The sequence below is a fragment of the Paenibacillus sp. F4 genome, from assembly GCF_002894905.1.
GTDB classification, from domain to species: Bacteria; Bacillota; Bacilli; order Paenibacillales; family Paenibacillaceae; genus Paenibacillus; species Paenibacillus polymyxa_B.
The window spans coordinates 20,162-43,429 of the sequence record NZ_POVS01000015.1 but is presented as its reverse complement, the minus strand read 5'-3'; the positions used below and the strand labels follow the sequence as shown (position 1 = coordinate 43,429).

General features: G+C 42.5%; 24 protein-coding genes. 1 reads left to right on the top strand and 23 read right to left on the bottom strand.

The genetic code is table 11. The features are described from left to right. Positions 1–91: 91 nt before the first annotated feature. The 12 genes from C1T21_RS17075 to C1T21_RS27570 form a co-directional block, all read right to left on the bottom strand. A complete protein-coding gene (locus tag C1T21_RS17075) occupies positions 92–517 on the bottom strand; it encodes a NucA/NucB deoxyribonuclease domain-containing protein (RefSeq protein WP_103049096.1) in 426 nt (141 codons plus the stop codon). A gap of 130 nt (positions 518–647) precedes the next feature. Beyond that, positions 648–1,283, bottom strand: coding sequence for a hypothetical protein (locus tag C1T21_RS17070; RefSeq protein ID WP_258012504.1), 636 nt, complete (start codon positions 1,281–1,283; stop codon positions 648–650). Between the two features lie 56 nt (positions 1,284–1,339). Beyond that, the gene (locus tag C1T21_RS17065; protein ID WP_075154293.1) at positions 1,340–1,906 is read right to left on the bottom strand and encodes a hypothetical protein; all 567 of its coding nucleotides are present in this window, start codon (positions 1,904–1,906) and stop codon (positions 1,340–1,342) included. Positions 1,907–2,127: 221 nt separating this feature from the next. After that, positions 2,128–2,361, bottom strand: coding sequence for a hypothetical protein (locus C1T21_RS17060; protein WP_103049255.1), 234 nt, complete (start codon positions 2,359–2,361; stop codon positions 2,128–2,130). A gap of 96 nt (positions 2,362–2,457) precedes the next feature. Further along, positions 2,458–2,853: a hypothetical protein gene (locus C1T21_RS17055; RefSeq protein ID WP_076158291.1), complete on the bottom strand. Its 396-nt coding sequence runs from the start codon at positions 2,851–2,853 to the stop codon at positions 2,458–2,460. A gap of 13 nt (positions 2,854–2,866) precedes the next feature. Further along, positions 2,867–3,478 (bottom strand): DUF4258 domain-containing protein, encoded by a 612-nt coding sequence (locus tag C1T21_RS17050; protein WP_103049095.1) that lies wholly within the window; start codon positions 3,476–3,478, stop codon positions 2,867–2,869. 781 nt (positions 3,479–4,259) lie between these two features. Then, positions 4,260–4,709 carry a NucA/NucB deoxyribonuclease domain-containing protein gene (locus C1T21_RS17045; protein WP_103049094.1) on the bottom strand — a complete coding sequence of 150 codons (450 nt, stop codon included), beginning with the start codon at positions 4,707–4,709 and terminating at the stop codon, positions 4,260–4,262. Between the two features lie 118 nt (positions 4,710–4,827). Next, positions 4,828–5,169, bottom strand: a complete 342-nt coding sequence (locus C1T21_RS17040; RefSeq protein ID WP_103049093.1) for a phage holin, LLH family — start codon at positions 5,167–5,169, stop codon at positions 4,828–4,830. A 2-nt stretch (positions 5,170–5,171) separates the two neighbouring features. Beyond that, on the bottom strand, positions 5,172–5,939 hold the full coding sequence (locus C1T21_RS17035; protein WP_180984604.1) for a M15 family metallopeptidase: 768 nt from the start codon (positions 5,937–5,939) through the stop codon (positions 5,172–5,174). Next, positions 5,905–6,420, bottom strand: coding sequence for a phage holin family protein (locus C1T21_RS17030; protein ID WP_103049091.1), 516 nt, complete (start codon positions 6,418–6,420; stop codon positions 5,905–5,907). The genes C1T21_RS17035 and C1T21_RS17030 overlap by 35 nt, the downstream gene beginning before the upstream one ends. Next, positions 6,395–6,616, bottom strand: a complete 222-nt coding sequence (locus C1T21_RS17025) for a hypothetical protein (RefSeq protein WP_025724077.1) — start codon at positions 6,614–6,616, stop codon at positions 6,395–6,397. The genes C1T21_RS17030 and C1T21_RS17025 overlap by 26 nt, the downstream gene beginning before the upstream one ends. A 38-nt stretch (positions 6,617–6,654) precedes the next feature. Then, complete coding sequence (locus tag C1T21_RS27570) at positions 6,655–7,398, bottom strand: phage antirepressor KilAC domain-containing protein (protein ID WP_146032503.1); 744 nt, start codon at positions 7,396–7,398, stop codon at positions 6,655–6,657. Positions 7,399–7,892: 494 nt separating this feature from the next. On the opposite strand from C1T21_RS27570, the gene abc-f reads away from it, so the two are divergent. Continuing rightward, the gene (gene abc-f / locus C1T21_RS17015) at positions 7,893–9,380 is read left to right on the top strand and encodes a ribosomal protection-like ABC-F family protein (protein ID WP_103049254.1); all 1,488 of its coding nucleotides are present in this window, start codon (positions 7,893–7,895) and stop codon (positions 9,378–9,380) included. A gap of 276 nt (positions 9,381–9,656) precedes the next feature. Here the strand turns inward: abc-f and C1T21_RS17010 are convergent, their stop codons facing one another. The 11 genes from C1T21_RS17010 to C1T21_RS27070 form a co-directional block, all read right to left on the bottom strand. Then, positions 9,657–10,250, bottom strand: a complete 594-nt coding sequence (locus C1T21_RS17010) for a stalk domain-containing protein (RefSeq protein ID WP_103049090.1) — start codon at positions 10,248–10,250, stop codon at positions 9,657–9,659. A 35-nt stretch (positions 10,251–10,285) separates the two neighbouring features. After that, positions 10,286–10,867: a 2,' 3'-cyclic nucleotide 2'-phosphodiesterase gene (locus tag C1T21_RS17005; RefSeq protein ID WP_103049089.1), complete on the bottom strand. Its 582-nt coding sequence runs from the start codon at positions 10,865–10,867 to the stop codon at positions 10,286–10,288. A 64-nt stretch (positions 10,868–10,931) separates the two neighbouring features. Then, on the bottom strand, positions 10,932–13,076 hold the full coding sequence (locus C1T21_RS17000) for a phage tail protein (RefSeq protein ID WP_103049088.1): 2,145 nt from the start codon (positions 13,074–13,076) through the stop codon (positions 10,932–10,934). 12 nt (positions 13,077–13,088) lie between these two features. Then, complete coding sequence (locus tag C1T21_RS16995) at positions 13,089–13,718, bottom strand: phage distal tail protein (protein ID WP_103049087.1); 630 nt, start codon at positions 13,716–13,718, stop codon at positions 13,089–13,091. Between the two features lie 32 nt (positions 13,719–13,750). Continuing rightward, on the bottom strand, positions 13,751–13,891 hold the full coding sequence (locus C1T21_RS16990) for an XkdX family protein (RefSeq protein WP_103049086.1): 141 nt from the start codon (positions 13,889–13,891) through the stop codon (positions 13,751–13,753). Then, the gene (locus C1T21_RS27380; protein ID WP_180984619.1) at positions 13,888–14,349 is read right to left on the bottom strand and encodes a hypothetical protein; all 462 of its coding nucleotides are present in this window, start codon (positions 14,347–14,349) and stop codon (positions 13,888–13,890) included. The genes C1T21_RS16990 and C1T21_RS27380 overlap by 4 nt, the downstream gene beginning before the upstream one ends. A 15-nt stretch (positions 14,350–14,364) precedes the next feature. After that, positions 14,365–16,590 (bottom strand): hypothetical protein, encoded by a 2,226-nt coding sequence (locus C1T21_RS28065; RefSeq protein WP_258012503.1) that lies wholly within the window; start codon positions 16,588–16,590, stop codon positions 14,365–14,367. Positions 16,591–16,599: 9 nt separating this feature from the next. Next, positions 16,600–17,010: a phage tail fiber protein gene (locus C1T21_RS16975; RefSeq protein WP_025724068.1), complete on the bottom strand. Its 411-nt coding sequence runs from the start codon at positions 17,008–17,010 to the stop codon at positions 16,600–16,602. A gap of 12 nt (positions 17,011–17,022) precedes the next feature. Then, positions 17,023–17,577: a phage tail domain-containing protein gene (locus C1T21_RS16970; protein ID WP_103049085.1), complete on the bottom strand. Its 555-nt coding sequence runs from the start codon at positions 17,575–17,577 to the stop codon at positions 17,023–17,025. Beyond that, complete coding sequence (locus tag C1T21_RS16965; RefSeq protein WP_103049084.1) at positions 17,578–22,962, bottom strand: phage tail tape measure protein; 5,385 nt, start codon at positions 22,960–22,962, stop codon at positions 17,578–17,580. It abuts the gene before it with no gap. Positions 22,963–23,051: 89 nt separating this feature from the next. Further along, positions 23,052–23,195: a hypothetical protein gene (locus C1T21_RS27070; protein WP_167518779.1), complete on the bottom strand. Its 144-nt coding sequence runs from the start codon at positions 23,193–23,195 to the stop codon at positions 23,052–23,054. Positions 23,196–23,268 lie beyond the last annotated feature (73 nt).

The following is a 23,268-nucleotide window of genomic DNA, read 5'->3' as shown; positions in this document are numbered from 1 at the left end:
TCTATAAATATAATCTAAATATTTGCATAATTATTTTTTAATGGGTATAAAAAAGACTCTATTGGCCGCTAACCGTTAGAGTCTCTCTTCTTTATTTCACTATAAATCTTACCTTTATTCCATCAGCATACTTATCTAACTGATGACTTACCCATGATCCTGCTCCCCGGTTATCACTAGGGGTTATGTATCGGATATCTGCACCTGCACCGCCTTCAGCACAAATTGCCATTGGCCATTCATCGCGGTCATATCCTTTTTTAGTCGGATAGCCCTTTAGAGACTCCTTCCTGTTTTCCTCAGCTTCATCCCGATCAATTGTACATACAGCAGAATGTCCGGCTTCAATGGCATCCCTAATGTGTGCTCCGGTTTCAGGGTAACGTGAACTTGGGAACTCCAACGTATACCCAGCTGCTTGTTGGCTGATTACCGCCGGTTCAGCGTAAACGCCCTGAACGGAAAAAATGGATGCCAATAAAAACACAATTAATCCTCTTACAAATCCTTTTACCATATGGCACCTCCGAAATATGTTAATCTTCTGAATCCTATACTGAAAGGTATGTCGGGCGTATTGTAGAAAATTAAAAAGACTCATACCAGTTATTATTACAAACTAATATAAGCCCTATCTGAGATTAAATTTAGGTATTAGGAGGGAGTGTGCTCACAAACTCATAAACACCTACTATACGCTTAGCCGGGTAATCCGGATTTTCAAATACAGTTATGGAATATCCTTGTGGTTTATTAATTATAGAACTAATAACATCTTTTGGTAACTCTTTTTTTAGCGAGGCTTTGATATCAACTTGGTATTTCAGATTATCGTCATCTGAAATTAATTCTTCACCCTTCACTGGTATAGTTTCAGGCAAAGTATAATATTTAGCTAAACTTTCTGGAACACTTATATAAAAATAATATGGATGTTTACCCTCCAATATATATTTTCTAGGCGTGTCTCCAAATTTATAAGTTACACGAAAGGAAACTGAGTTATCAGAGGAATCGTGTGACATTTTAAAATCATAGACAAGAAAGGCGTTAGGGTCTTCAAAATGAGTCCCCGTTAAAAAAGGCTCACTCTTTTCATTGTTCTGATCTTCCTTTCTTGCTTCACTTTTGCTCTTAGTTGTCCCATTGTTTACATTATTGCTAGGATTAAGTTTTTTATTATCTGTAACCATCTCTTTATTATTACTGCTACAGGCAACCAGAGTTATAATTACAAATACTAAAATCCATAAACTAGTTTTTCTTAAAATGATCTCTGTCACCCCCTTGAAGTATAAAAAAAGGAAACCAGATTGGATATTGGTTTCCTATAAAATTATTACAAACTTCTTACAAATACACTATCGGAAAACTCGGAAGTAGTCCAATGTCCAGAGTTATAAGTGCTGCTAACTACCACACCAGAACTATTAGCTCTTTCGATATAGCCACTTGTTTTTACCACTACACTCCCAGCTTTAATAGTATAAACACTTTTCGCTGGAATAGACCATGTAATGCTAACTGATTTAGTAGAATCTACTCCGGCTTTTACCTCAAGAGATGCTTTAACTTTTTGGGCCATAACATTCAGCTCAGTCTCACCACCAATGGAGACATCTGCAAATTTGCGTATACTTACCGTTCTCGTTACCGAAGTTGTGCCCGCTCCAGTATTAGATACTTCCATAGAAAAATCTGTAGATTTTTCTCTCGTTGTCATATAGGGCTCATAATAAGTCCCTGGTCCGGGATATTTAGCCTCTGCAAAAATTACTATTCCCGAAGGGTCGATCGCTTTCTCATAAGTTGCTTCAGTAACACTTTCTGCAGAAACTGAACTAGAACCTAATGACAATAAAGCTATTACACCTAACAAAGATAAACTTTTCAATTTCTTTTTCACGTATTATCTCCTATTCTTATTCATTATTTTACACCCACAAAATTGAATATTATGGATAAAGGATCATTATAATCAAAATATACTAGAATTGAATAAGAATAAATACCCATTTCACAACGGTTCAATATGCTTAATATTGTAATATTATGTATATATGTGTCGATTTTTGATTGTTAAAATATTTTATAAAAGCATCTGTAATTTTTAAGACTCCATACTGGTTACATACCAGCGGAGTCCTTTTTCACATCTACTCTAAATTCAAATTGCTTACGGAAGAAATAAGATCCGTTAATCTTGATCGACTCCGGTGTGTATTTCTCGACCGGTCCGCCGTAGTCCACGATATCTATCAAACCCTCACCCAGCGGCTGAACAACATATACTCTCACCTGGCTTAATGCAGCTGCAAATAATTCTATATCCGACTTTAACACTTTATATGTATGGTTCATGCTGATCACCTCGGTCATTTATTCGATGAATAATGTGGTAATTCCTCCAACGACAAAAATAGACTCGCAGTTACCTAGCGAGCCTTAATTTTAAGTTTAATGTAATGGAGCCTGATCCCAATCCGCCTGCAAATCGACACCGAACTGTCTTATTGCTTCTTTAGTAGCAAAAAGACAGAAATCTTGTTGAGAACCGTAAAAATTCAGCTTGTATAGGGTGCCGGAGTCAACCTCTTCCCAGTTTAACTCATAAAGATCTTTCTCGAATGATGAATACGATCCATTTAAACTTTTTACGGGGAATTGCGAAGTGGCTTCAATATAATTCTTAACAGTGATATTTGTCCACCCAAAATCCAAATCATATATCTTTTTATCCGATTTGAAGTATTTAAAATTGAGCTGACACCCTTCACGTTCACCCGGGATATGATATTTGAATGTAAATTCAACACATGTCCCTTCTTCATTTTTGTCTTTAAGAATAGCCATTGTTCTCTCCTCTTTATTTAAAATTCCACATAGACTTAAACCAACGTTTTTTCACATTTACTCGATAATTAATAGTGTCCTTACCGTTATCGCTATAAATTGTGATTACATCATTCGCGCTATTATCCAAAATGGCTATTATTTTATTATTAGGGTCATAGACAACACGAGCTCCTGTTTGAATATCAACATATTTTTCAACTGCTCGCATACCGGATGCTTTGCCTTCAAGCAGATTGTCAATCATAAGAGTAGTAATTCCATCTTTAATAGCTTCTTCAATGGCATGTTTAGTTAAGTTTGTTATAACATTTCTTGTTGTGGTTTGAACAGCAACAGAACTACCTCTTTTGAAAAGTTGTTGTATTGTAAACTTAATTATATGACCAATTGATGCTGGTTGAGCTGCAAACGGAGTAATGTGATTTTGATCAAATTCAGATTGAACGCCAGACTGATTTTCCTTGTATTCTTCATACACTTTATCCAATTGTCTGTCATATTCCTTAGTAACTTCTTCAGACTGATGAGTAATTTCTTCAGCTGAACTTGCAGTCAAACCAAAAATATTAAATAATAAAATAACGGATAAAATTGCGGCAAAATACTTAGCTATTCTCTTCAAGTTAGCACCTCTATGTTTTATTTTTAGCAAGTATGGTTGGCCAACCAATATTTACAATAATAATACAACTTGAATTATTATACAATTATGTTCTTTTTTACACTTTAACATATTTTTGAACTTTATTTATTGAATTTAATTGTAGAAATACACAAAACACCCGACTAGCTTAGCTAGTCGGGTGTTACCAATGCTTTCGGATTGCACAACGGTGCTTCCGTATGTGTTGTTATCAGTAAAATTGGTTTGGGTGATTCTGTAAATACTATATATAGATTATGCTGATCCCCTTAATTAGCTATTCGGTGTTTGACTTGATAATTCCTTAAACAAAAAGAACTCTAACGACCTATTAAGGCCAGTAGAGTTCTTTTTGCAACTATCTAATCGATTAGATAATTATATTTGTTTATAAGGTGCCATGATCAGCCCCCATTTAGGGAGCCGACCAAAACACCCCTAAAAGTCTAATCGCGTATCTTTAATATCTTTTAACTAATTTCGATAACACAGCTTCTTATACTTTTTGTACCCATTCATTATTTTCACTTTAACTCTTCATAAAAAAATAGAACAGAAGACTATTCCCCAGGATTCCCACCAGCGTTATCAATAATACTCCGCTAATTAGTAAGACAAATAGTCTATAGAAATATTTATTCATTTCCAGTCTCCTTTATCGCAATATTGCATGCTTTTAGGAGCTTTTATATTTTGGCCGGACATCATTACAATGATAAGTCCATTTATAAAATTTGTCAAAAGACATTGGAAGAGAATTTTATTTAATAATAAATTCCACTTTCGTTCCATCTTTATACTCTTCCAACTTGTGGCCTACCCATGAACCTGCCCCACGATTATCCTTTGGACTTATGTACTTAATGTCTGCACCTTCTCCACCTTCGGAGCACATCGCCATAGGCCACTCGTCGCGATCCTTGCCCTTCTTGGTGGGTACACCTTTCAATGACAACTCACGGTTATGGTCTGCCCCCTCGCGGTCTATGGTGCATACTGGTGACTTACCTGCTGCAATGGCCTCCTTGATGTGCTGGGCCGTTTCAGGATAGCGATCTGACGGAAATTCCAGCTTAACCGTGTCCGCCGATACTTGGGTTACCGGAACGGCTACAGGGTCTGTTTTGCTGGGTCTGGCTGCTTCCTGTTGTTGCACACTACAACCAGCTAATAGGATTGTAATTAGTACGGTGAATATCCATTTAAACATATGTATTCCTCCCCCTATAAAACAGAAAAACACCCCACCAGCGTATGCCAGCAGGGTATCACCGATGCTTTCGGATTTATATGGAAAGTATAATCGGTTTGGGTGATTCTGTAAATACTTAAACTGATTTAATTTTGTTTGGGTTAAATTCTTCCCAAGCCTTCTGAACGGCTGCCTCTATTTCTTCCGGTTTGATGGATACGCCAATTTGGTCCAGCTTGACGGTTAGGTACTTAACAGCCTCGTGAAACTTTTTCGCGCCAGCTCCAGCATAATTACGCTCTACCCAAGCGTATGCATCCCCTGCCAGTTGCCCGATCCGGTTGCGCTGCTCAATACTGAAACGAGCCTCATAAATTGGTTTGAGCTTGCGATATACTACCGTGCCTAATGTCAAAGCTCCGATAGTAATCAAGCAGATAACGGACAGTGCAATGGTTGTAATGTATTGTTCAATCATAATTATTTATCCCCTTTCCCGTTGAAAATACCTGTTCGATCAAGTAGCGTGACCATGCGGTAAAAGTCATAAGATCCATCATTAGCGGTATCCAGGGCACCTGAGGCCTTGGCGTTGATACAGGCTTGTTCTGCCCACGCTGGTACTTTAGGCTGTTTAGCTGCTGTCTCCAGCGTTTTGATACGGTCAGCCTGCTTTTGAACGATTGCTTGCAGCTCCTTAAACGCTGCCTTTTCTTCTGCTGTCATTTCCTCATCCTCCGTTTTATTAATCTTCATTAAAGCTGCATCAAGCTGGGCCTGAGTTGGGTGCTTGCCCGCCCGAAATTGAGCCGTCGTAATTCCAAAGACCATCTGCAGGTGAGGCATATCTTTAAAGCTACGCCAATCGCCGCCCCATTCAAGGCCAAGCTTTTTAGCTTCATCAACGACTTCGCTCCAGTCAGGAAGCGAATCCTTATCATCGTCCTTTAAGGTGTCCCAGGATACCGTACGACCGTCACGCAACAGCAGCGCGAAATCGGCCGCAAAACCAAAATTATGATTGCTGCATCCACCCCGTGCTTTAGTGACCACCTGCCCTGGCTTCGTACGCCCTTGAGCATATAAAGCATCCTGCTCCGCATACGTTCGTAATCCTTGCGTAATTAACAACCAGACTCCACGGGCGTAACAGCGGTCTATCAGTTTTTCAAGAGTCATCTTAAAAACCGGATGAAGCCCGCTCAAGCGCTTATCAGATTTTTTCTTTATCTGCTCCAGTGTTATCATTCTTACTATCTCCTCCCTGGTTACCGCCTTTGCTCTTTAGCACCTCAACAGCCTGCCGAATGATCGACGGGACCGGCGCGCCAAGCCTGCCACCATTCTCAACTATCGACAGCAGTTCATTTGCCATATAAAAATAGGCGACTGCATCCCGGAATAGGTGCGAATCGCCTAAGACTCCATCAATTAGATGGGATACTGCTACCATTGCAAAAATAAATACCTTTCGAGCTATACCGATAAGACCAATCTTACTTTTTAAACCGGGTCCGGTCCCCTTCTTACCTTCTGCGCCAGCGGCAAATAATCCAGTCACATAATCAATAATGACCAGAGCAAGTAACACCCCCAATACTCCCGACCACCCACCGTAAAAATACGTCACAGCGCTGCTTCCTAAAGCAGTACTGAACTTAAAAACCTCCCACTTATCCACCTTACTTCCCCCGTCTCTCCGTTCAGGAAACTTTTCCTGAGCTATCATCGTCTACTTTCTGTTCCTTTTCTTCTTGGGTCTGTATCTCTGCTAATGCATTCCCTACAGCTATATCCAACCCCTTAAGTATTTCTTTACGTTTATGTGGCTGTGAAGCAATTACAGCGGAAATGACCTCAGTCAAATCCTCAACAGGTCTGGTTAGATCTAGTTGTATATCCAATGTAGATTTTATTTTTGCCATGGGTTTCATCACCTCCTTGGACAGCAAAAAAGACACCTTTAACTTACAGATGCCTTTGATTGTTCCTTATTATAAATTTTCAAAAGCCATTCACGACCTAACTGAGTAAATCTACGGTGATAGATCACTTTTCCGTTATCAAGAACTTCTTGTTTGATTTCAACATAACCACAATCTGCGTATCTGCTGTACAGTAGCCATGTATCATTCTGTCTGAATTGAATCTTTCGATTGCCTAAATCATGGTTAAGCGCAATTGCTGACTTAAATCCGAGTTCCTTGGCAATCTCCGTAGCCGTATACGTTTTGTTTACATGCATTAGGATTGCATTTGTCCTTTCCGCCTGTACTCTGGCAGCGCGTTCTTCCTTGAGCTTAGTAAGTAGTTCAATTCCAAAGTCAGGATTATTAAGGATATTATCAATCACATTGTCCGTAGCATATATTCCATGCTTCCTGATTGACGGCAGTATTTCATCAGCTACCTTGGCCTGAAATGCTTCAGCTACTTCGTTTCTTGCCTTCATCGCCAAGCGGTAAAAGATGTTTTCAGAAATATAATCCCCTTTCCCAGCTTGTTGGGAAGAATCAGCGTCCCCACTTGTGGGGATGAACCCAAATTCCGACAAGTGCTTATTTACTCTCTCCCAGCGCACAACCTCATTTCCACTCGCAGCTCTTTGAGTAAAACCCAACCCGCGAGAAACATCTTCTAAATTCAATTGCGCCGTGCCGTTACCATCAATAAACCCTCTTACTCCGTGAATTGTAAGTATATCCATTACTGATCTCACCTTTCTTTGCACGCAAAATAAGCCCCTGAGTTATCAGAGGCTTTCATACTTATATCTTAAATTGGTTCTGCTGCTATAACGCTACGGATTTTAAAAACCCATATGTTATTAAGCTAATACGAACGAGCAGGATAGTTGAATAACAGTAATCAACCTAAGGAGCATGTCGACCTACGAACGAGACTACGCAGGTTGTAGTTAAATTACCATTGTGATAAACTGAATGTAATTTGATGATGGGAGTTGAACGGATACATGTAGGACTTTCTTGCTTCGAGATCACGAAAAGAACGGACTCAGCGATCGGCTGTGGTCGTTTTATTTCATCTCTGCAAGAAAGCTCTGCGTTTCGTTTGCGCTCCCTCTCCGGACAGTCATACGGCCCCTTGGAATGGGGCCGTATTTCCTCGTATGGATTAGAGCCGCAAGAAAGCACCTTTCTTGCGGCTCTTTTTTTATTTCCAAACGAAAGGATGATTGCCATGCCCGCCATTCAGGTGACCAATCTTACTTTTGCCTATCCAGGCAGCTATGACCCCATATTCGAAAATGTTCATTTTCAAATTGATACAGACTGGAAGTTGGGCTTTACGGGGAGAAACGGTCGGGGGAAAACGACGTTCTTAAACCTGCTTCAGGGGAAGTACGAATACAGCGGTACGATCTCCACACCAGTCGCCTTTGATTATTTTCCGTTTCCCGTCGAACATCCTGAGTATTTGACCTTAGACGTCGTCGAAGAGATCGTGCCAAACTATGAGAACTGGAAGTTGATGCGCGAACTGAACCTGCTTAAGGTTTCAGAAGACGTGTTGTACCGGCCATTCGAATCGCTGTCCCAAGGAGAACAGACGAAGGTATTGCTGGCCGTGCTATTCATCCAAGACAATCGATTTCTGCTCATCGACGAGCCGACCAATCATCTCGACTTGCACGCACGCAAGCTTGTCGCCGATTATCTGAATACGAAGCGCGGTTTTATTCTTGTTTCACACGACCGGGCTTTTCTCGACCGCTGCGTGGATCATATTCTATCGATCAACAAAACGAATATCGAAATCCAAAAAGGCAACTTCTCCAGCTGGTGGACGAACAAAACTCGCCAGGACACGTTCGAAATGGCACAAAACGAAAAGCTGTACAAAGACATACAGCGTTTATCAGCTTCTGCTAAACGTACTAGCGGCTGGTCTTTCGAGACCGAAAAATCAAAAAACGGCACACGAAATTCCGGTTCCAAGCTTGACAAGGGTTACGTCGGGCATAAGGCAGCGAAAATGATGAAACGCTCGAAATCCATCGAACAGCGGCAACACGCCGCTTTAGAGGAAAAATCGAAACTGCTCCGAAATATCGAACAGTCAGAAAGCCTTGCGATCTCTCAGCTCGTGTATCCCAAATCGGAACTGGCGATACTGGATCACGTCACGATTTACTACGGGGAAAGAGCGGTTTGCAAGAACGTTAGTCTGACGATCGAACCAGGAGATCGGATTGCAATTTCAGGTCCAAATGGTTCAGGTAAGTCTAGCTTGCTTCGCCTGCTCAACGATGAGGCGCTACACTATACAGGAACGTTTCAGCGGGAGCCGCAGCTTCGCGTTTCCTATGTATCCCAGAATACTTCTCATCTGCGAGGAACGCTTTCCGATTATGCAGCAGAGCACAGAATTGACGAAAGCTTATTTAAGGCCGTGTTGCGTAAGCTAGATTTCGCCCGCATCCAGTTTGAGAAGGATATATCGGCGTTTAGCGGCGGTCAGAAGAAGAAGGTTCTAATCGCGAGAAGCCTATGTGAGGAGGCTCATCTGCATATTTGGGACGAACCGCTCAACTTTGTCGACGTGATTTCCCGGATGCAAATTGAAGAGCTGCTGCTTGAGTACACGCCGACCATTGTATTCGTGGAGCATGATCGGGAATTTCATGACCGTGTCGCTACGAAAACGGTTGAACTCGGTGGGGATTAGAATTTTACAAAGTGACTTGGAGTAAGACATGATTTCAACGACAGAAAGCTTTGCACAACAACCTTTATGAAAAGGGAAGAGATTGACTAAAGGGACACAATAGTTCAATAAAAAAACGGCAGTCTAGGATTTTATTTTCTCGTCCATAGCTGCCGTTTATTTTGTTTGAGTGCAGTCTAATACTAATTCCCTTATATAAGAGTAAAAGCCCTCTGTTTAAGAGGGCTTTTGTGTATACAGTATATAATTTTTGTTTGCTGCTAGATTACTACATATTTATTTAGTAGCTAATGCTGCTTTAAGTTGTTCTAGCTCTTTTTTATGCTCTAATAAACTGTCTTTGGATTCTTGTAATTCCTTTTTTGTCTTAGTGGCGCTTTTTTCAAATCGCTCAATAAGTCTTTGATCGTGGCCCGCCGCACCTATTTTTCTATCGATATCAGTCAATGACTTTTCATATTTTTTAATATTATTATTAAGTATTTCGATCAATTCCTCCACAGTTCCAATGTGCTTTACAATTAGTTCCTTGGACCAATTGGTATATGGGTTATCTTTCAAAGCTATTGCTTGTGACTGCTCTTTAACAACCACATTAGAAGAAGGAGTTCCTGTTGCAATTTCAATAGTTTTCCCCTTCACCGCTAGGTTCGCCCCCAAAGATTCTGAGATCGAACGCAAAGGTACATACGCTGTACCATCGACGGCAATAGCGTTTTCAGACAATGTTGTTCCATTTACTCTCACATTGTATACCCCTGCAACAGTCTTCCCCACTAGTGATTTCACTTGATCTGCCGCAGCTCCACCAGAAGTAGCTAGCAGTACTCCAAGTAAAGCACCTATAAACATATACATCTTTTTATTCATCTAATGCCTCCGCTAACGGTCTATTCGTTTCTATTTTATTTCAGTGAAGCTATAGCTTTATCTATTTCTTCTAGTTCAGTCTTATATTTAGCTATATTTGTTTCAGCTTCTTGTATATTTTTCTTCGTTTCTTCAACATTTTTTTCTCTGATTTCCGCAAACTTATCTGAAGTAGATTCCGTCTTCTTAGAAGAAATCTCAAGAGACTTAACCATATTTCCCTTGTCACTTTCTGTATCTGTTACAAATTTCTCAAGTTCAGCTTTCCTCTCTTCCAACTTAGAAATAGGCCATCCTTGGTATTTACCTGAGACAGTTTTCACTTCAGCATTTGCTTGTTGTGAAGAAGAATTATTCGATGAATCAATTTGAATTGTCTTTCCATCCACTTTTAAGTTCACTCCTAAAGAGTCGGTTACAGCTCGCAAAGGTACGTGCGCCTTCCCGTCAACGACTATGGCATTTTCGGAAAGTGAATTTCCATTTACCTTGACTACATATTCCCCAGCGACCTTCTCTCCGACTAAAGATTTGATTTGATCCGCAAATGCACTGCCAGCCGTAGCAACAACCGCACCAATCAATACACCACTAAGCAAATAAGACCATTTCTTCATTAACCGTACCTCCTGCATAGTATATATGTCCTAATATTACCATCGGCAGAAGATACAGTAAACATCATGTTGTCGAGCTACTAGAACTTCCGCCTGCTGGAATATTAACGGTGACTACCGTTCTTCCTTGACTGTATAGTTTTAAATTTCTAGTACCAGGATCAAAAGTTGCATTAATGATTAAACCGCTAAAAAGATCGCCGCGAATTTCTCCAATTTCATTTTGTAAACTGGTCAATTTGTTCTGAACGCCTTCAATGGCACTTATCTTTAGTCCGCTTACTGTCGCATTACTGAAATCTACTTCACCGTCAAAATAAACCATGTCATCTGTGGATTTGATATAAACTCCAGCCATATTCCCTAAATGGAACCCATCTGAATCTCCGTAAGCCGATCCTCTTGGACTTCCGTTATCCATAAACAAAAGAGCAGCACCATCATTATACTGACCTAAAGAAATGGACTCCCCACCCCTTGAGTTATAAGCAGTCAAGCCATTGGAGTTTATCTCTATTCGTCTGCCTTCCTTGGCTGTACGGAATAAAGCTCCAGTAATAATACCGCCCTCGATCTCATTACCGATTAATTTACTACCTCGTATGGTACTTGCATTAACTGTACTAGCCCTAATATCTGAAGCATTCATTTCTGAGTTGTCTATCTGCCCAGTCAACTTAATCGAACGAGCTACAACATTCCCCTGCATGTCTACACGGAATGGCGCAATGGTATAGTCGTCATTCCCTGCACTTATTCCATTCGTATTGATTTTGGTTACATTATTACCGCTACCAATAACCAAAGATACAAAGTTACCCAGTTGTCCGACAATCTGCTCGGCTACTACCCCGCGCGCTGTAATAGCCGTTCTTGCCGTTTTACCTCCATCTGTTGTCAGGACAACGCCGTTTGAAGTCATAATAACCTGGTTCAGTGCGTTGCTTTGATCCTGCAAGACGATGCCCCGTTGATCGTACTTGATTTCCGTTTTGGAATTATCAATGTCAATCACGGCCTGCTTTGCAAAGGATTCAAATACTTCCGTTCGGATCTTTCCATTACTAAACAAGTTATTGATAATATTCTTGTTCCGCTCAAGGTCAGAAATGATATCCGCATAGTCTCGTAAATTGACATTGGATATCGTAGGCTCACTATGTTTGTCACGGCTATACGGATACTCTGTAAGCTCTGTGATTCGGGCTTTGAGTTTGTTCATATCCATTGCTGGATCAATACACATTACAGCATCACCCAAATGTGGCTCCGGTTCCGAGTTATCAATTTTAAACAAGTCTGCTGTTGATACTGTTACCTCCAGTGTTACATTCTCCTGTTCAGCAAGAGCCTTCCGCGTAGCCTTCAACAAGTCCTCCGGTTCCTCTATGTCCTGCTCTATAATCTCGCCATCATAAAACGGCACGGAATCACTGGCCCAATATTGTGCGTATGGTGATATCAGATAGTTCACTGCCAGCTTTCCGTTTACAATGGTTCCCGGCACGCCGGATAGCAAACTTCGTTCCTCGTTGGTTAGCTTGGACGCATCCATTCCGATGAAAGTTCGCCCGTCCTTCATTTGAGCGAACATACGCGTCACTAGAGACTCGCCTTTGTCTTTGAAGGAACTGGATACGATGTTCTTCTTGAGTCTGTATTGAAGCCCACTATCAGTCCCGATCTTTTTTCTAAGGTTGATTACAAAGTTATCTGGCTCGACTTCACACTCATACATCTGAATGATTTTATTAAGCGCTTCAAGACAATTGCCTCGCCCAAAGTCCTTAACATCGTGCAAATCAAATGTGTCGTGGATAACGAACTTAAACCGTCCGCCTGTAGCAGCTGTAATCAGGTCTGTAAGCTGGTTTATATGGATACCATAGGCTTCTGCAATGTATGAAGCATAAGGAAACTTGTAATCATTAAGTTTGAACATGATGTGGTTGCAGTAGATATTTGCAGTCAGCTTTTTTCCCTCGCGTGATCGGCTACGAGACTGAATGACATAAAATTGACCACGCTCATCTTGAACGTGGCCCTTGATTGCTATCTTCTCCCTATAGTCTTCGCTGGTCATTGGGACCATAAAAGTTAACTCGTAGTCACTGTTAATCCTGCGGCGGCGCTGAATGTCATAAGAGTCCACTAGCGTTCCAACACGCCGCATATTCTTATCAAACACTTGCATAGTTGGAGTAGGCATAGTCCACCTCTCTTAATATAAGAATTTATCTCGGTGTGTAATACGGAACAAAACCGTTCGGCCTGTCTCTGGGTCTGTCCAGGTCAGGTTGTTGTTTCCGAGATTCAGATCGAAAAAGTCTCCGTTATATAGATGGGAAACGTTCTGACCATTTCTCGTTATTTTGAATTTTCCTGAGTCAATGACAATTACCTCTCCTGGTCTGAACACATCTGTGAACTCAATGTAGTCGGTATGGAATTTTGACAGTTCCGCCGATATCCTTCCTTCCCCAGACATGGGTACTGCTTGCATCAGAATTTCTCGAACGTATTCTGCGTTAGTTATGCGTCCCTCGCCAGACATAGGAACGGCTTCCAAAGCATACTCACGGACAAAATCAGCCTGCGCCTGACCTTCACCGGACAACTCCGCAGCGGCAGTCATATCCAAAACAAATTCCAAAATGTATTCCGTTACGGTACCGGGTTCGTCCACATTAAACGACATAAGGTTAAACACATTATCGTTTTCTGCTCCAGCCGTCTCCACCTTCCTTGAATACATTTGTCCTGAACCAGAAAGAGATGCAGAAAGGTCAATAATGTTCCCTTCTACATCTCCTGTATTAAAACCAAGGCTATTAAATCCACCATTAAACATAGCGTCCTCCTAACTTGCCAAGGAAACTTTTCCTACGCAAAGTCCAAGCCTGTAATGGTCTTGAATTCTTCCGGTGTGATTTCTCCGAAACGGTTTGTCTCCGTGATTACTGCGCCCTTCAATTTCTCTGCCGTTACCCAGTTCCACTTAAAAGCAAGAGTCCAAAATGTCATGATTGATTAGCCCCTTTCAGATTAATTAGTTCCAATTTTGTAGCCGCCAGTTCAGCGCCCATGCTGGCTAAAAGCTGGGTTTGCTGCATGGCCTGAATCTTCAGCTCCGCAAGCTGCTGGCCCACAACCTCCGATGCATCCTGAACTTGATTCGTTGGTTTGGTCAGCTCCGCTATCTCTTCAACCGTCAGACCTTCTTCCCATGACAAGGTTTCCAAGTTAAACCGAAACCCCTTATGCTCTGTCACATATGCGCTGAATCCTTCTGGAAACGGCACCCCAACGATGTATCCGGCTATTACTGGTTCCTGTGGTACGTCCGCAGCGTCTTGCTCGGTTTTCTCAAACTCTTGTTCTAAGTTGTCCGAATAAAAAGGGACGACACCATTGAAGGCATCGTCCACCAACTTTTCCCCCAAATAGAGGCCGTCTGTATTTACTTTTGCTACAGCCTTCATATACGCTTTCCTCCTTTAATCAGTGGTGAACTCCAAGTAAATATTTACCTCGCTATTACTTCCTCCTGATACGATTAGTTTACCATCTGCATTAATTAACACGGAAGCGAAAACATCCGAAGTCCCGTAAGAATGTACAGGCCGTATCTGACCTACAAGCGGCCTATATCCTTCTGGCAGGGCCATAAACGGTTGCCCTATAACCCCGCTTTTTATTCGAGCTTTGAGCTGTACCTTGTTATCTATTTTTCGATAGCCCAGTACACCCATGCTCACCCAGCCATTAAATAATATAGATGGACTAATCCAAGCAGGTACATCCTTCTCCGCTTTCTTATTCTCTACCACGGATAGGCGCGCCGTGTTCTGCTGTACGCTTTCCACCAAGTCAGACAGCAGCGACTTTTCGTTGGCTGCGTAAGAGCCTGTAAACGGCACAGTGGGCGAATACACCATTTCCATGTATGTCACAGAATATGAAGACGCATCGCTAAAGTTTGATAAAGGTGTGCTCGCTTGCACTAATCCATATGTTTCGATGTTTGGCGCGCTTGAGTGATCCCGCACTTTCCAATTATCCCTTTTTCCATCTTTATAAAATGCGAGAAAGGACTTGGGACGTTTTTTTAGTGGTGTTGACCCACCAATTGCTCCGTTGATCCACATATTATCTTCGTATCTCGCAGCCTTGACACCTTCGCGTAACACAATCCCTGTGCCTACTTCAACCTGATTGTCGCCCTCGATAAAGGTTAGTTGCCCCTCAGAAACAATAGGTTCGACTGTAGGCGTTGCAAGTTGGTATACGAGTTTATAAGGCGTGTACCCTACATAGGATGTTTGCGGTGCGGATTGTGTAAAATTAGCCGCGCCAACTCGTTGCACCCAATACTTAGTTCCCGTACCTGTCCATGTCGCCGTTGTGGCTGCTTGAGCGGTGGCAGGAGTAATGGTGTTAGCGTCGTAAGCTTTGTAGCCAAAAAAGTAGGCTTTGATGTCGTCTACTGTCGGCATGTAACCGTCACCCCATCCACTGTCCGCTACAGAGATAGTCAAGCCAAGAACGTTAGACGAAGCGCTCAGGTATGATTGATCTGCCCCGCTAACAGGAAAAGCGCGCTGGATAAGTTTCCCGTCAAACTTTGTTACTCTCTCACTGTTTGATAGACTGTCAATTATAGGAAGCCTTACAACTTTATACCCCGCTGCTGTGTCGAAGTATACCCACGGCAAACTACCGTCTAACACTACACCTTGCCATTTCTTGGACTTGAAATACTGACCATCACGTTCGAATACTACGTCTGCATTCGCCCCTGTAACTGGGTCCGCGTACAAATCCGTTTGTATCGCAAGCATGGAGTCTTCACGCGGCTTGAAGGGCTTGGTTGTGCTGCCGATATTAAGCATCGGGTTTTCATGTGTGAATGTACCGGCTTTGTCATATCTAAGTCGGATTGAAAGATAATGAGTTTGCGCGGACGTGGTGAATGTTTTGGTTCCTACCACAACCACTCCTGTCGCAACTTCTCCGCTCGGGTCTGAATCGTTTGAGTCCCGTCTCTCGATGTATTGTAGACCATCGCCCACGCTTGACATGGTATAAGTTGTGTTAGGCAGCACAGGCACAACGACTTTTAGCGGGGCAATAATATCCGCCGTATTACGGCTAGCTGTGGCTTTGTATGCCCCTTGGATGGTTACGATCCCACCGCTTGTCTGTACCCACTCAAAAAAGCTTGGTATTAAATTTTCTCCATACCGAATTACATAAGGGTTACGGACACCAAATACACCTTTTTGACCGTCATAGTCGATTACCGTTTTACCTGTCAGTCCAGCTAAATTAAATACAGTCTGTTTTTCTATTTTTACGATTTGTACACCTGGTTGTAATGTAATGGGTTTACGAGATTCCGAGCTTGATTCCTCATGCAAAGCTTGGATATTGTTTATAACTGCTCTCCAGTCCGCTGCCGTGAAGTTACGGGCGATTCGTGTACCAGTAGGCCACGCACGGGCAACACCTTCAAAACCGCGTACACAGCCTTTTAGCACGTTATCTTCCAGACTTGTATACGTAATCGTCTCTGCTGCATCTCCATTGCCCAAAACAGCAATACCCTCGCCTTGAAGCAGTACGGACGCGTTAGCCACGGTAATTTCCGTTTGTGTGTCCGTAATCAATTCGGTCAACTCTGTTTTAGGAGAGTTCACCACTGGTGGATACATTTTTTCCATGCTTTACACCTACCCTTCGTTCACTTTTATTTGCCCAGCCAAAAAGCGCACAGTATCATTGGTCTGCACCGTGCGCGGTGTTTTGACTGCGCCGTGATACACAAGATTGCCCCCGGTTGCCGCTGTGCGGATGCCGATATGAGTTACCAAGCCCCAATCTGCTCCAGCAATTGGGAAAGGTACATCGCCTACACTGAACGTAACTGCTCTACGGTCTTCAATAACAGGCTCGGAAAACGTCACAGCACGCCGTACATAGCCCCCTCCACTTACTTCCTGACCTGTATCTGCATCTGTTGGATTACTGGTATACAGAGCAATATACAGCGTCTGCGGCGATGTAAGATTCACCCCCCGTAAAGCTGCATTAATACAGGCTGTTTTCCACCAGTTCGACTTACTTAGTAATATGTCTGCCAATATAAAAACCTCCTATTCTACTTGGTACTCATTCGCAATTCGGAAATTCCGTATGTCGTTATTACCGATGTTGGTCAGGACAATAACAGGACTTGCCCTTTCGTCGCCAACTGATGTAACTGAAACGGTCTGCGGCGACTGCGTAATGATTATCTCTCTAATGTTCTCGTCACTCTCGGGAAACGGATGTTCACCCATTTTGATTGGTATAGTTAACTCTCCGTCCCAAAGTATTTTTTCGATATCCAATGTTCCGGCATAGCGTCCAATATATCGCCTTCCTGGTAAGTCCGAAAACGTGAATACGATATCCCCTTTTTTGGCATTAAAAAGAGCCGCCACTTGGGCGACTCTCCTATGGTAATCAAGGGTTGTATCATCAGCCATTAGGACGCATTCGAGATTGATTGTCCTCGCTCCGTAAGTACTGCCAAAGTCTAATTCCCCATCCCTCTCGGCTATTTCAAGAGAATGGTCCTTTGTTGGCGGTAACACAGGTATATTGTGAGTTTTAAGCCCTAATCCAATGGATTTAAAGGACTTGCCATCGACAGTAGCATCAATCATTTAGGATTTTCCTCCCCTCGCTTGCAACCTCCGCACCAGGTTATCTCGTTCGGTCCAAAACACCTTTGCTGCGGACTCATCTTCAATATAAGTATCTCCTGAAGTTACTGTGTAGTAATTGTTGTTATACTGCGGATTTGTCCCCTCCCCCGAAGCCATGGAGAAATTCGGCATAGAGAAATCAAGCCTTGGCATTTTGAAACTAATGAGGTTAAACAGGTTACTTTGCTGTTGATCGTTCAGATACATTTCACCAGCCTTTGCAATTACCGGAACCTCTGCACCTCGATCCCCCTGAACGATCCCGCCAGAATGGAATTTTTGAAGCTTGCCTGTATCCTTCTTAATGCCATACTTATTCCGCAGAGCAGCATTTTCTTCGTGCAGCTTGCCCTTCTCAGCAGTGCCTGCCGAGTACCATTTATCAATATTGGAATTATATCGCGCCAAGTCACTGTCTTTTTCAGAGATTGAGGAACCTGTATCTAAAGAAGCAGACAACGAGGTTGCATTAATTTCAGCCATTTTCATCTGATAGTCAGCAATAAACTGATCTAACTGACGCAAAATCTCCGCGTTCTTCTCAGATTCTTTGCTGATTTGCGTGTTTTTCAAGTCTTCGGCTTTGGATTCAACTCCGTCTGAATACTCATCATATTTCTCAGCAAGCTGATCATAATGCTGTTTGGCAGCTTCAATCTGGTCATTGTAATCCTTTTCCCGCTCAGTCTTCTCGTCTTGAAGCTTCTTCTTCTGATCCTCCAATCCACGCTTAGCAAGCGTTCGGTTATGTTCCCGCTGTATGTCTTCAATATCTTTTTCAGTCTGCTTTCGTTCGGCAATACCTTCGGGACCGGCAGCAGACTGTAGCAAGGCAAGGCGTGCTTGTTTTTCAGCCATAGCACGATCATAGTCCTCGTCTTCATTAGCTGTCTGCATCTTGGCAAGCAAGTCGTCTATGGCCTTAATTTTAGCGTCCTGAGCTTCGATAAAAGCATCACGTTCCGCCTCAATACGCTTTACTTCCTCATCTCGAGTCTTTTCAAGTGCTTCCTTCTCCTTTTTAGCCGCTTCGGCAGCAACCTTCTTTTGATCCTCTATGAGTTGCTTCTTCAAGTCATGGACCTGTACATCAATTTCCATTCGCTGATCCGATCCTTCTTTGTAAAGAGCCTGCATTTTCGTCCATGCATTAAGCTGATCGGAAACAGATATGGCTTCCATACTCTTCTGGTAATTGATTCTTTTTTGGAAGTCGGATAGGAACTCATCTTCCAGAGCTTTACGTTTCTCATAAATCTTTTGCTGCAACTCAAAACTTTGTTCGGCGGTACGATCCTTTGCCTTACTCATACGCATATAAGCGTCATATTCCATTTTCAGCATAGCAATCTGGCTTTGTCCCGCCATTTCCATTTTAGAAGTCTCTTTATCAATCCATTTTTCTGAATTTTGATATCGAAGCTCGTTGTATTTGACGGTTAAATCATAGATTTGTTTGGCGATCTCTCTACGGTTAGCAGGAAGCAGATAATTTTTATTTTGCTCCTTCTTGTAGAAATCCAGGCTAGTTTTAACCATCTCAATTTCCTGTTTATTGGCCTGCCGCATGCGCTCGGTTCTTCGCTCAAGATTCTCAACGTCTTCTTGAAATCTGGAATCATTCAGTTTCTGAACATCGCGGCTCCATTGCTTCATTGCATCCTTATCTTCAGATAGATACTGCTTATGTCGTTGAGCCAATCGTTTGTATCCTGCAATCTGCTGGTCTACAGACCATTCATTTCGTTCAGCGATATACTTGAAATTATCTAAGTCGTCAGAGTAAGCATCCTTACGGGCTTCAGAAGCTTCCTTCGCTGCTTTTTCAGCAGCTTTCTCCGCATCACTCTTACCTTTTTTCCTCCCACTTCCCTTCTCTTTTTTAGAGCTAGAACCCGCGCCAAATTTAGGGTCTTTATAAAGTTTGGTTAGAGCATTAATTTTTTGATCATAAGCATGCATCTCCTTTTCGTACTCGTCATATATTTTTATTTTTTCCTTGTCTGTATTAAGTTGATTTTGAAATGGAGTATTTAGAAATGACTTAACTCCTGTCATATTATTTAATTCTTTCTGCACCTTCACTGCTTCAAGAGAACTTCGAACCATCACGCCATTTAGATTGGCCTTTAGTTGCGCCAAGTCTTTAATAGCCTGGGCTTCAATTCCATAAATTTTCAACCTCTCGTCAGAAGCTATTTTCGTGTTAAAAGTCGATGTTTTTTCTGCATTGATATCAGAAATTGCTTTATCAACTTTTGCTTGACGAGCTTTTTCTACCACTTCGGTTTCGAATTTCCATCCATCGGCTGTCTTGTAAATCTTCGCTTCAAGGTCTGGATATTTCAATATTAAATCAGCAACTTCTGACGCATTTAGAGATTGTCCACTCGTCAACTCACTCAAAAGTGTATTCATATCTGAAACAGACTTGGCGTTACCCTCAATCTGTTCTCTTAAATCAGCAAGAGCTTCTTCCTGAGCTCTAACACTCTCGGCTGCTGTTCCGGCTTTCCCCGCGAATTGGTCAGTTTCAACAGCTGTCTGACCTAAAGCCACACCTACCTCCGTTATAGACAAAGTAAGCTTATTGTTTTCTTGTTCTAACGATTTGATTTTTTCTTCAAGACTTGCTGCATCTTCCTTGAATTCTCCTACACCAGCCCAATTCACAAGATCATTATTGATGACTCTCTTCACTCGTTCTAGTTCTTTGGTGGCTTCTGTAATCTCATTTATTTTTTGCTTTTGTTGTTCGATTAATTGCGATTGTTGATCTTTCAATACATTTTTTCGGGCTTCATTTTGTTTCTCAATGAGTTTATTCAAAGCAGCAACTTGCACCTGTACAGCCTCATCCGTATAACCAGCAGCTTCAAGTTGCTTGGCCCCTTCTTTTCCAAGAGTAATGACCAGCGCTTTCGAAATCTCTTCGAGTTGTTTTTTTACTTGGGTTTCCTTTTCTGCCGAGCCAGTACTTAGTTTAAGTGACTGTTCAAGAGAACGATGCGCATTAGCCAATTTAGGTACTAATTCAATCTGTCTTTGATATTGGCTAACCATTTGTTGAGATGCCGAATCTTCATCTTTTAAGTTCTGGATTCGATCACGAGCAGCCTTTTCTTCTTTACCGCTATTCATTGCAACCAGAGCAATTGCACCAACAAGTAAACTTAATCCTGCTGTAGCGGCTGCTGTTGTCACAGTCGCTGTGGCTTGAGCGACAGACAATGATTTCGTAGCAACTGTAGCTCCCTCGGTTGCTACCGTTAAAGCTCCTTGTGCTACTGTAGCTCCTTCGGTAGCGGCAACTCTCTGAACTGTTGAAAGAGTTGCTCCTTGCGAGGAAACGATATTAACGTTGTTAGCTACCGTATTAGCGCCAATAGCGGCAGTTTCCGCAGCCTTTGCAGCCGTCAATACTTTTACAGCAGCAATTACATTCATGATCGGGCCGCTCAGAGCTTTATAGGCAAGCAGTAGACCACCGATTGCTGCCGTTCCCTCAAACACGCCGGAAGGAACTTTTGTAAGCCCAATAAGTAGTTGGTCAATTGCATCCAATACATCCTTGATTGTTCTTCTCAAGCCATCGTCGCCTGCATTGTTAAATATCTCAAGCAAAGAAGCTTTGGTCTGAGCTGCTTTACGCTGAATGGTATCCATCTGAACTTTCAAGTACTCCATTGTTGATCCGGTGGAACCGATAGACGCTGCTGTACCCAGCAAGATATCCCCTGCGTTTAAGGAAGCAGCCAATTTAGCGTACTGGTAAACACCGCGGGAAATATCCGCGTAGGATTTCGTAAGGTCATAGTTTTTGTCGATTACTTTGGTCGATAACTCTAACAGGATATCTTCTGCCTTTTTCCACTGTTCTGTACCATTTACAACTTCTTTTGTATGAACTCCTAATCTCTCAATCTCTGCAACAGCTTTATCTGTACGGATCGTACCCAAGACTGTTTTCCACATGTTACCCAGGTTTTCCCCACTCAGCGCCGTGTTACGTATACCTGCCGAAATCAAGCCATTCATAAAGTCAAATGAAACGCCAGTTTCCGCCGCTATCTTACCTGTTCGTTCAAAGGCAGCTCCCAAGTCTCTAGCCGGGGCCATCGTGTCATGGGCAACCTTGGACCAAGAATCCAGTACGCGCCCACCAAGCACCATAGCGTCATTGCTGTCCTTGATTTGTACACCGTACTGAGCAAAGGTAGACTCCATAGATTTCGTCGCATCTTCCAAGGATACAAGGTCAACGGTACTGAGCATTGTTGACTTGCGTACCATCTCCTGAACAACGCCTGCATCCTTATACATCCGGCCCCACAGACGTGCTGATTCGGTAACATCCATGATTTCTGAACCAAGATCATGAGCCGTCCGGATAAACTTGGTTGTCTCGTCGTGCAACTTCTCAGTGTTCATCACCATTTCCTTAGTACCCTCGTTGTACTCAAGGAAATAATGCTCATTCGTCTGCACGTAGCCTGCCATATTAGATTCAATACCGACTATGCCCTCTCTTAAGGCTTCCTGAACCTTATGCATAGCTGCATATGCCGTGTGGAATACAGCGGCATGGGTAGCCATATCCCCAAGCTTGCCTATCCAACTTGGCGTAATGTTAAAGGTTTGCTTCATCTGCGTTTCGGTTTGACTTAATGAACGCCTGATTTTCTGTTCTTCCTGAAGGACTTTCTCTCGTACTTGTGCCTCCTTCTGCTCCCTGGTCCGTAAAGCATTAATCCAGAACTTCTCATAGTCTTGAGCGTTCTTCCTTGCTTGCTGTGCTTCCTTATCAGCCATTTGCTGTAACTTCATACGGATAGCCTGTTCTTGCATGAGAACACGCTCACGCGTCTTATCATCCGTTCCTGCCCCTGAAACTTTAGCAGCTCTCTGTCCGGTTGATGTCGCCTTATTCTGAAGGGCTTCCATTCGTTTTAGATGCTCTCGTTCCTGCTGCTCAATTGCATCTTCACGCTTTTTAACAATAGCCTGCTGCGCTCTTAGCTTTTCGTCAGTTATCTTATTGGCCTGATCTAACTGATTCTTTCGAGCAGTATTCAATTCGGCCTGCGCGGTGCGCTGCTTAACAAGCGCTTCGGATTCAGCAAGGATCTTCTTTCTTCTTTCCTCCGCTGATAGAGCAAACTTATCCGCGCTACTGGCGAGAGACTTATAGTTCTTTTCGCTTGTATCTAATTCAGCATTCAGTATTTTAAACGATTCTGCATTGGCTCTTGCTCCATTATCGATAACCTTGAATGCCGGAAGTATCTTGCTGGTATCCAGATTTATTCGTGCGCCTACTACATCTTTACTTAAATCTGCCATTTTGCTCACCTCTCATAGAGTTCAGGAAACTTTTCCTGCCCTGAATACAGAAAAAGAGGCATCCTGCATGATTGCGGATGCCTCTTAATTTACTTGGCGAAGAAACCAAGATCAGATAACGTCTTGACCTTCTTCGGTTTTTTGTTTTCCACATTGCCACCGTGAAGAATAATTTCAAATTCCCGGTTTCTGTTCTTGGCTTTCATGAGCGCTCTAATCTTTGGAATGGTCATATTAGGCCACTCTGAATCAGAAATACCATTACTCACGCATAAAGCCCAAAGTTCTATCCAGTCCGTTTCCCGA

Excerpts from the sequence above, each read along its gene's own strand:
- C1T21_RS17035 (WP_180984604.1), bottom strand. The coding sequence starts at position 5,939 with ATGATAACACTGGAGCAGATAAAGAAAAAATCTGATAAGCGCTTGAGC.
- C1T21_RS17025 (WP_025724077.1), bottom strand. The coding sequence starts at position 6,616 with ATGGCAAAAATAAAATCTACATTGGATATACAACTAGATCTAACCAGA.
- C1T21_RS28065 (WP_258012503.1), bottom strand. The coding sequence starts at position 16,590 with ATGGAAAAAATGTATCCACCAGTGGTGAACTCTCCTAAAACAGAGTTG.
- C1T21_RS16965 (WP_103049084.1), bottom strand. The coding sequence starts at position 22,962 with ATGGCAGATTTAAGTAAAGATGTAGTAGGCGCACGAATAAATCTGGAT.
- C1T21_RS17000 (WP_103049088.1), bottom strand. The coding sequence starts at position 13,076 with ATGCCTACTCCAACTATGCAAGTGTTTGATAAGAATATGCGGCGTGTT.
- abc-f (WP_103049254.1), top strand. The coding sequence starts at position 7,893 with ATGCCCGCCATTCAGGTGACCAATCTTACTTTTGCCTATCCAGGCAGC.
- C1T21_RS17075 (WP_103049096.1), bottom strand. The coding sequence starts at position 517 with ATGGTAAAAGGATTTGTAAGAGGATTAATTGTGTTTTTATTGGCATCC.
- C1T21_RS27570 (WP_146032503.1), bottom strand. The coding sequence starts at position 7,398 with ATGGATATACTTACAATTCACGGAGTAAGAGGGTTTATTGATGGTAAC.
- C1T21_RS17060 (WP_103049255.1), bottom strand. The coding sequence starts at position 2,361 with ATGAACCATACATATAAAGTGTTAAAGTCGGATATAGAATTATTTGCA.
- C1T21_RS17010 (WP_103049090.1), bottom strand. The coding sequence starts at position 10,250 with ATGAATAAAAAGATGTATATGTTTATAGGTGCTTTACTTGGAGTACTG.
- C1T21_RS17030 (WP_103049091.1), bottom strand. The coding sequence starts at position 6,420 with ATGATAGCTCAGGAAAAGTTTCCTGAACGGAGAGACGGGGGAAGTAAG.
- C1T21_RS27070 (WP_167518779.1), bottom strand. The coding sequence starts at position 23,195 with ATGACCATTCCAAAGATTAGAGCGCTCATGAAAGCCAAGAACAGAAAC.
- C1T21_RS17045 (WP_103049094.1), bottom strand. The coding sequence starts at position 4,709 with ATGTTTAAATGGATATTCACCGTACTAATTACAATCCTATTAGCTGGT.
- C1T21_RS27380 (WP_180984619.1), bottom strand. The coding sequence starts at position 14,349 with ATGAAGGCTGTAGCAAAAGTAAATACAGACGGCCTCTATTTGGGGGAA.
- C1T21_RS17040 (WP_103049093.1), bottom strand. The coding sequence starts at position 5,169 with ATGATTGAACAATACATTACAACCATTGCACTGTCCGTTATCTGCTTG.
- C1T21_RS16990 (WP_103049086.1), bottom strand. The coding sequence starts at position 13,891 with ATGACATTTTGGACTCTTGCTTTTAAGTGGAACTGGGTAACGGCAGAG.
- C1T21_RS16970 (WP_103049085.1), bottom strand. The coding sequence starts at position 17,577 with ATGATTGATGCTACTGTCGATGGCAAGTCCTTTAAATCCATTGGATTA.
- C1T21_RS17005 (WP_103049089.1), bottom strand. The coding sequence starts at position 10,867 with ATGAAGAAATGGTCTTATTTGCTTAGTGGTGTATTGATTGGTGCGGTT.
- C1T21_RS16995 (WP_103049087.1), bottom strand. The coding sequence starts at position 13,718 with ATGTTTAATGGTGGATTTAATAGCCTTGGTTTTAATACAGGAGATGTA.
- C1T21_RS17055 (WP_076158291.1), bottom strand. The coding sequence starts at position 2,853 with ATGGCTATTCTTAAAGACAAAAATGAAGAAGGGACATGTGTTGAATTT.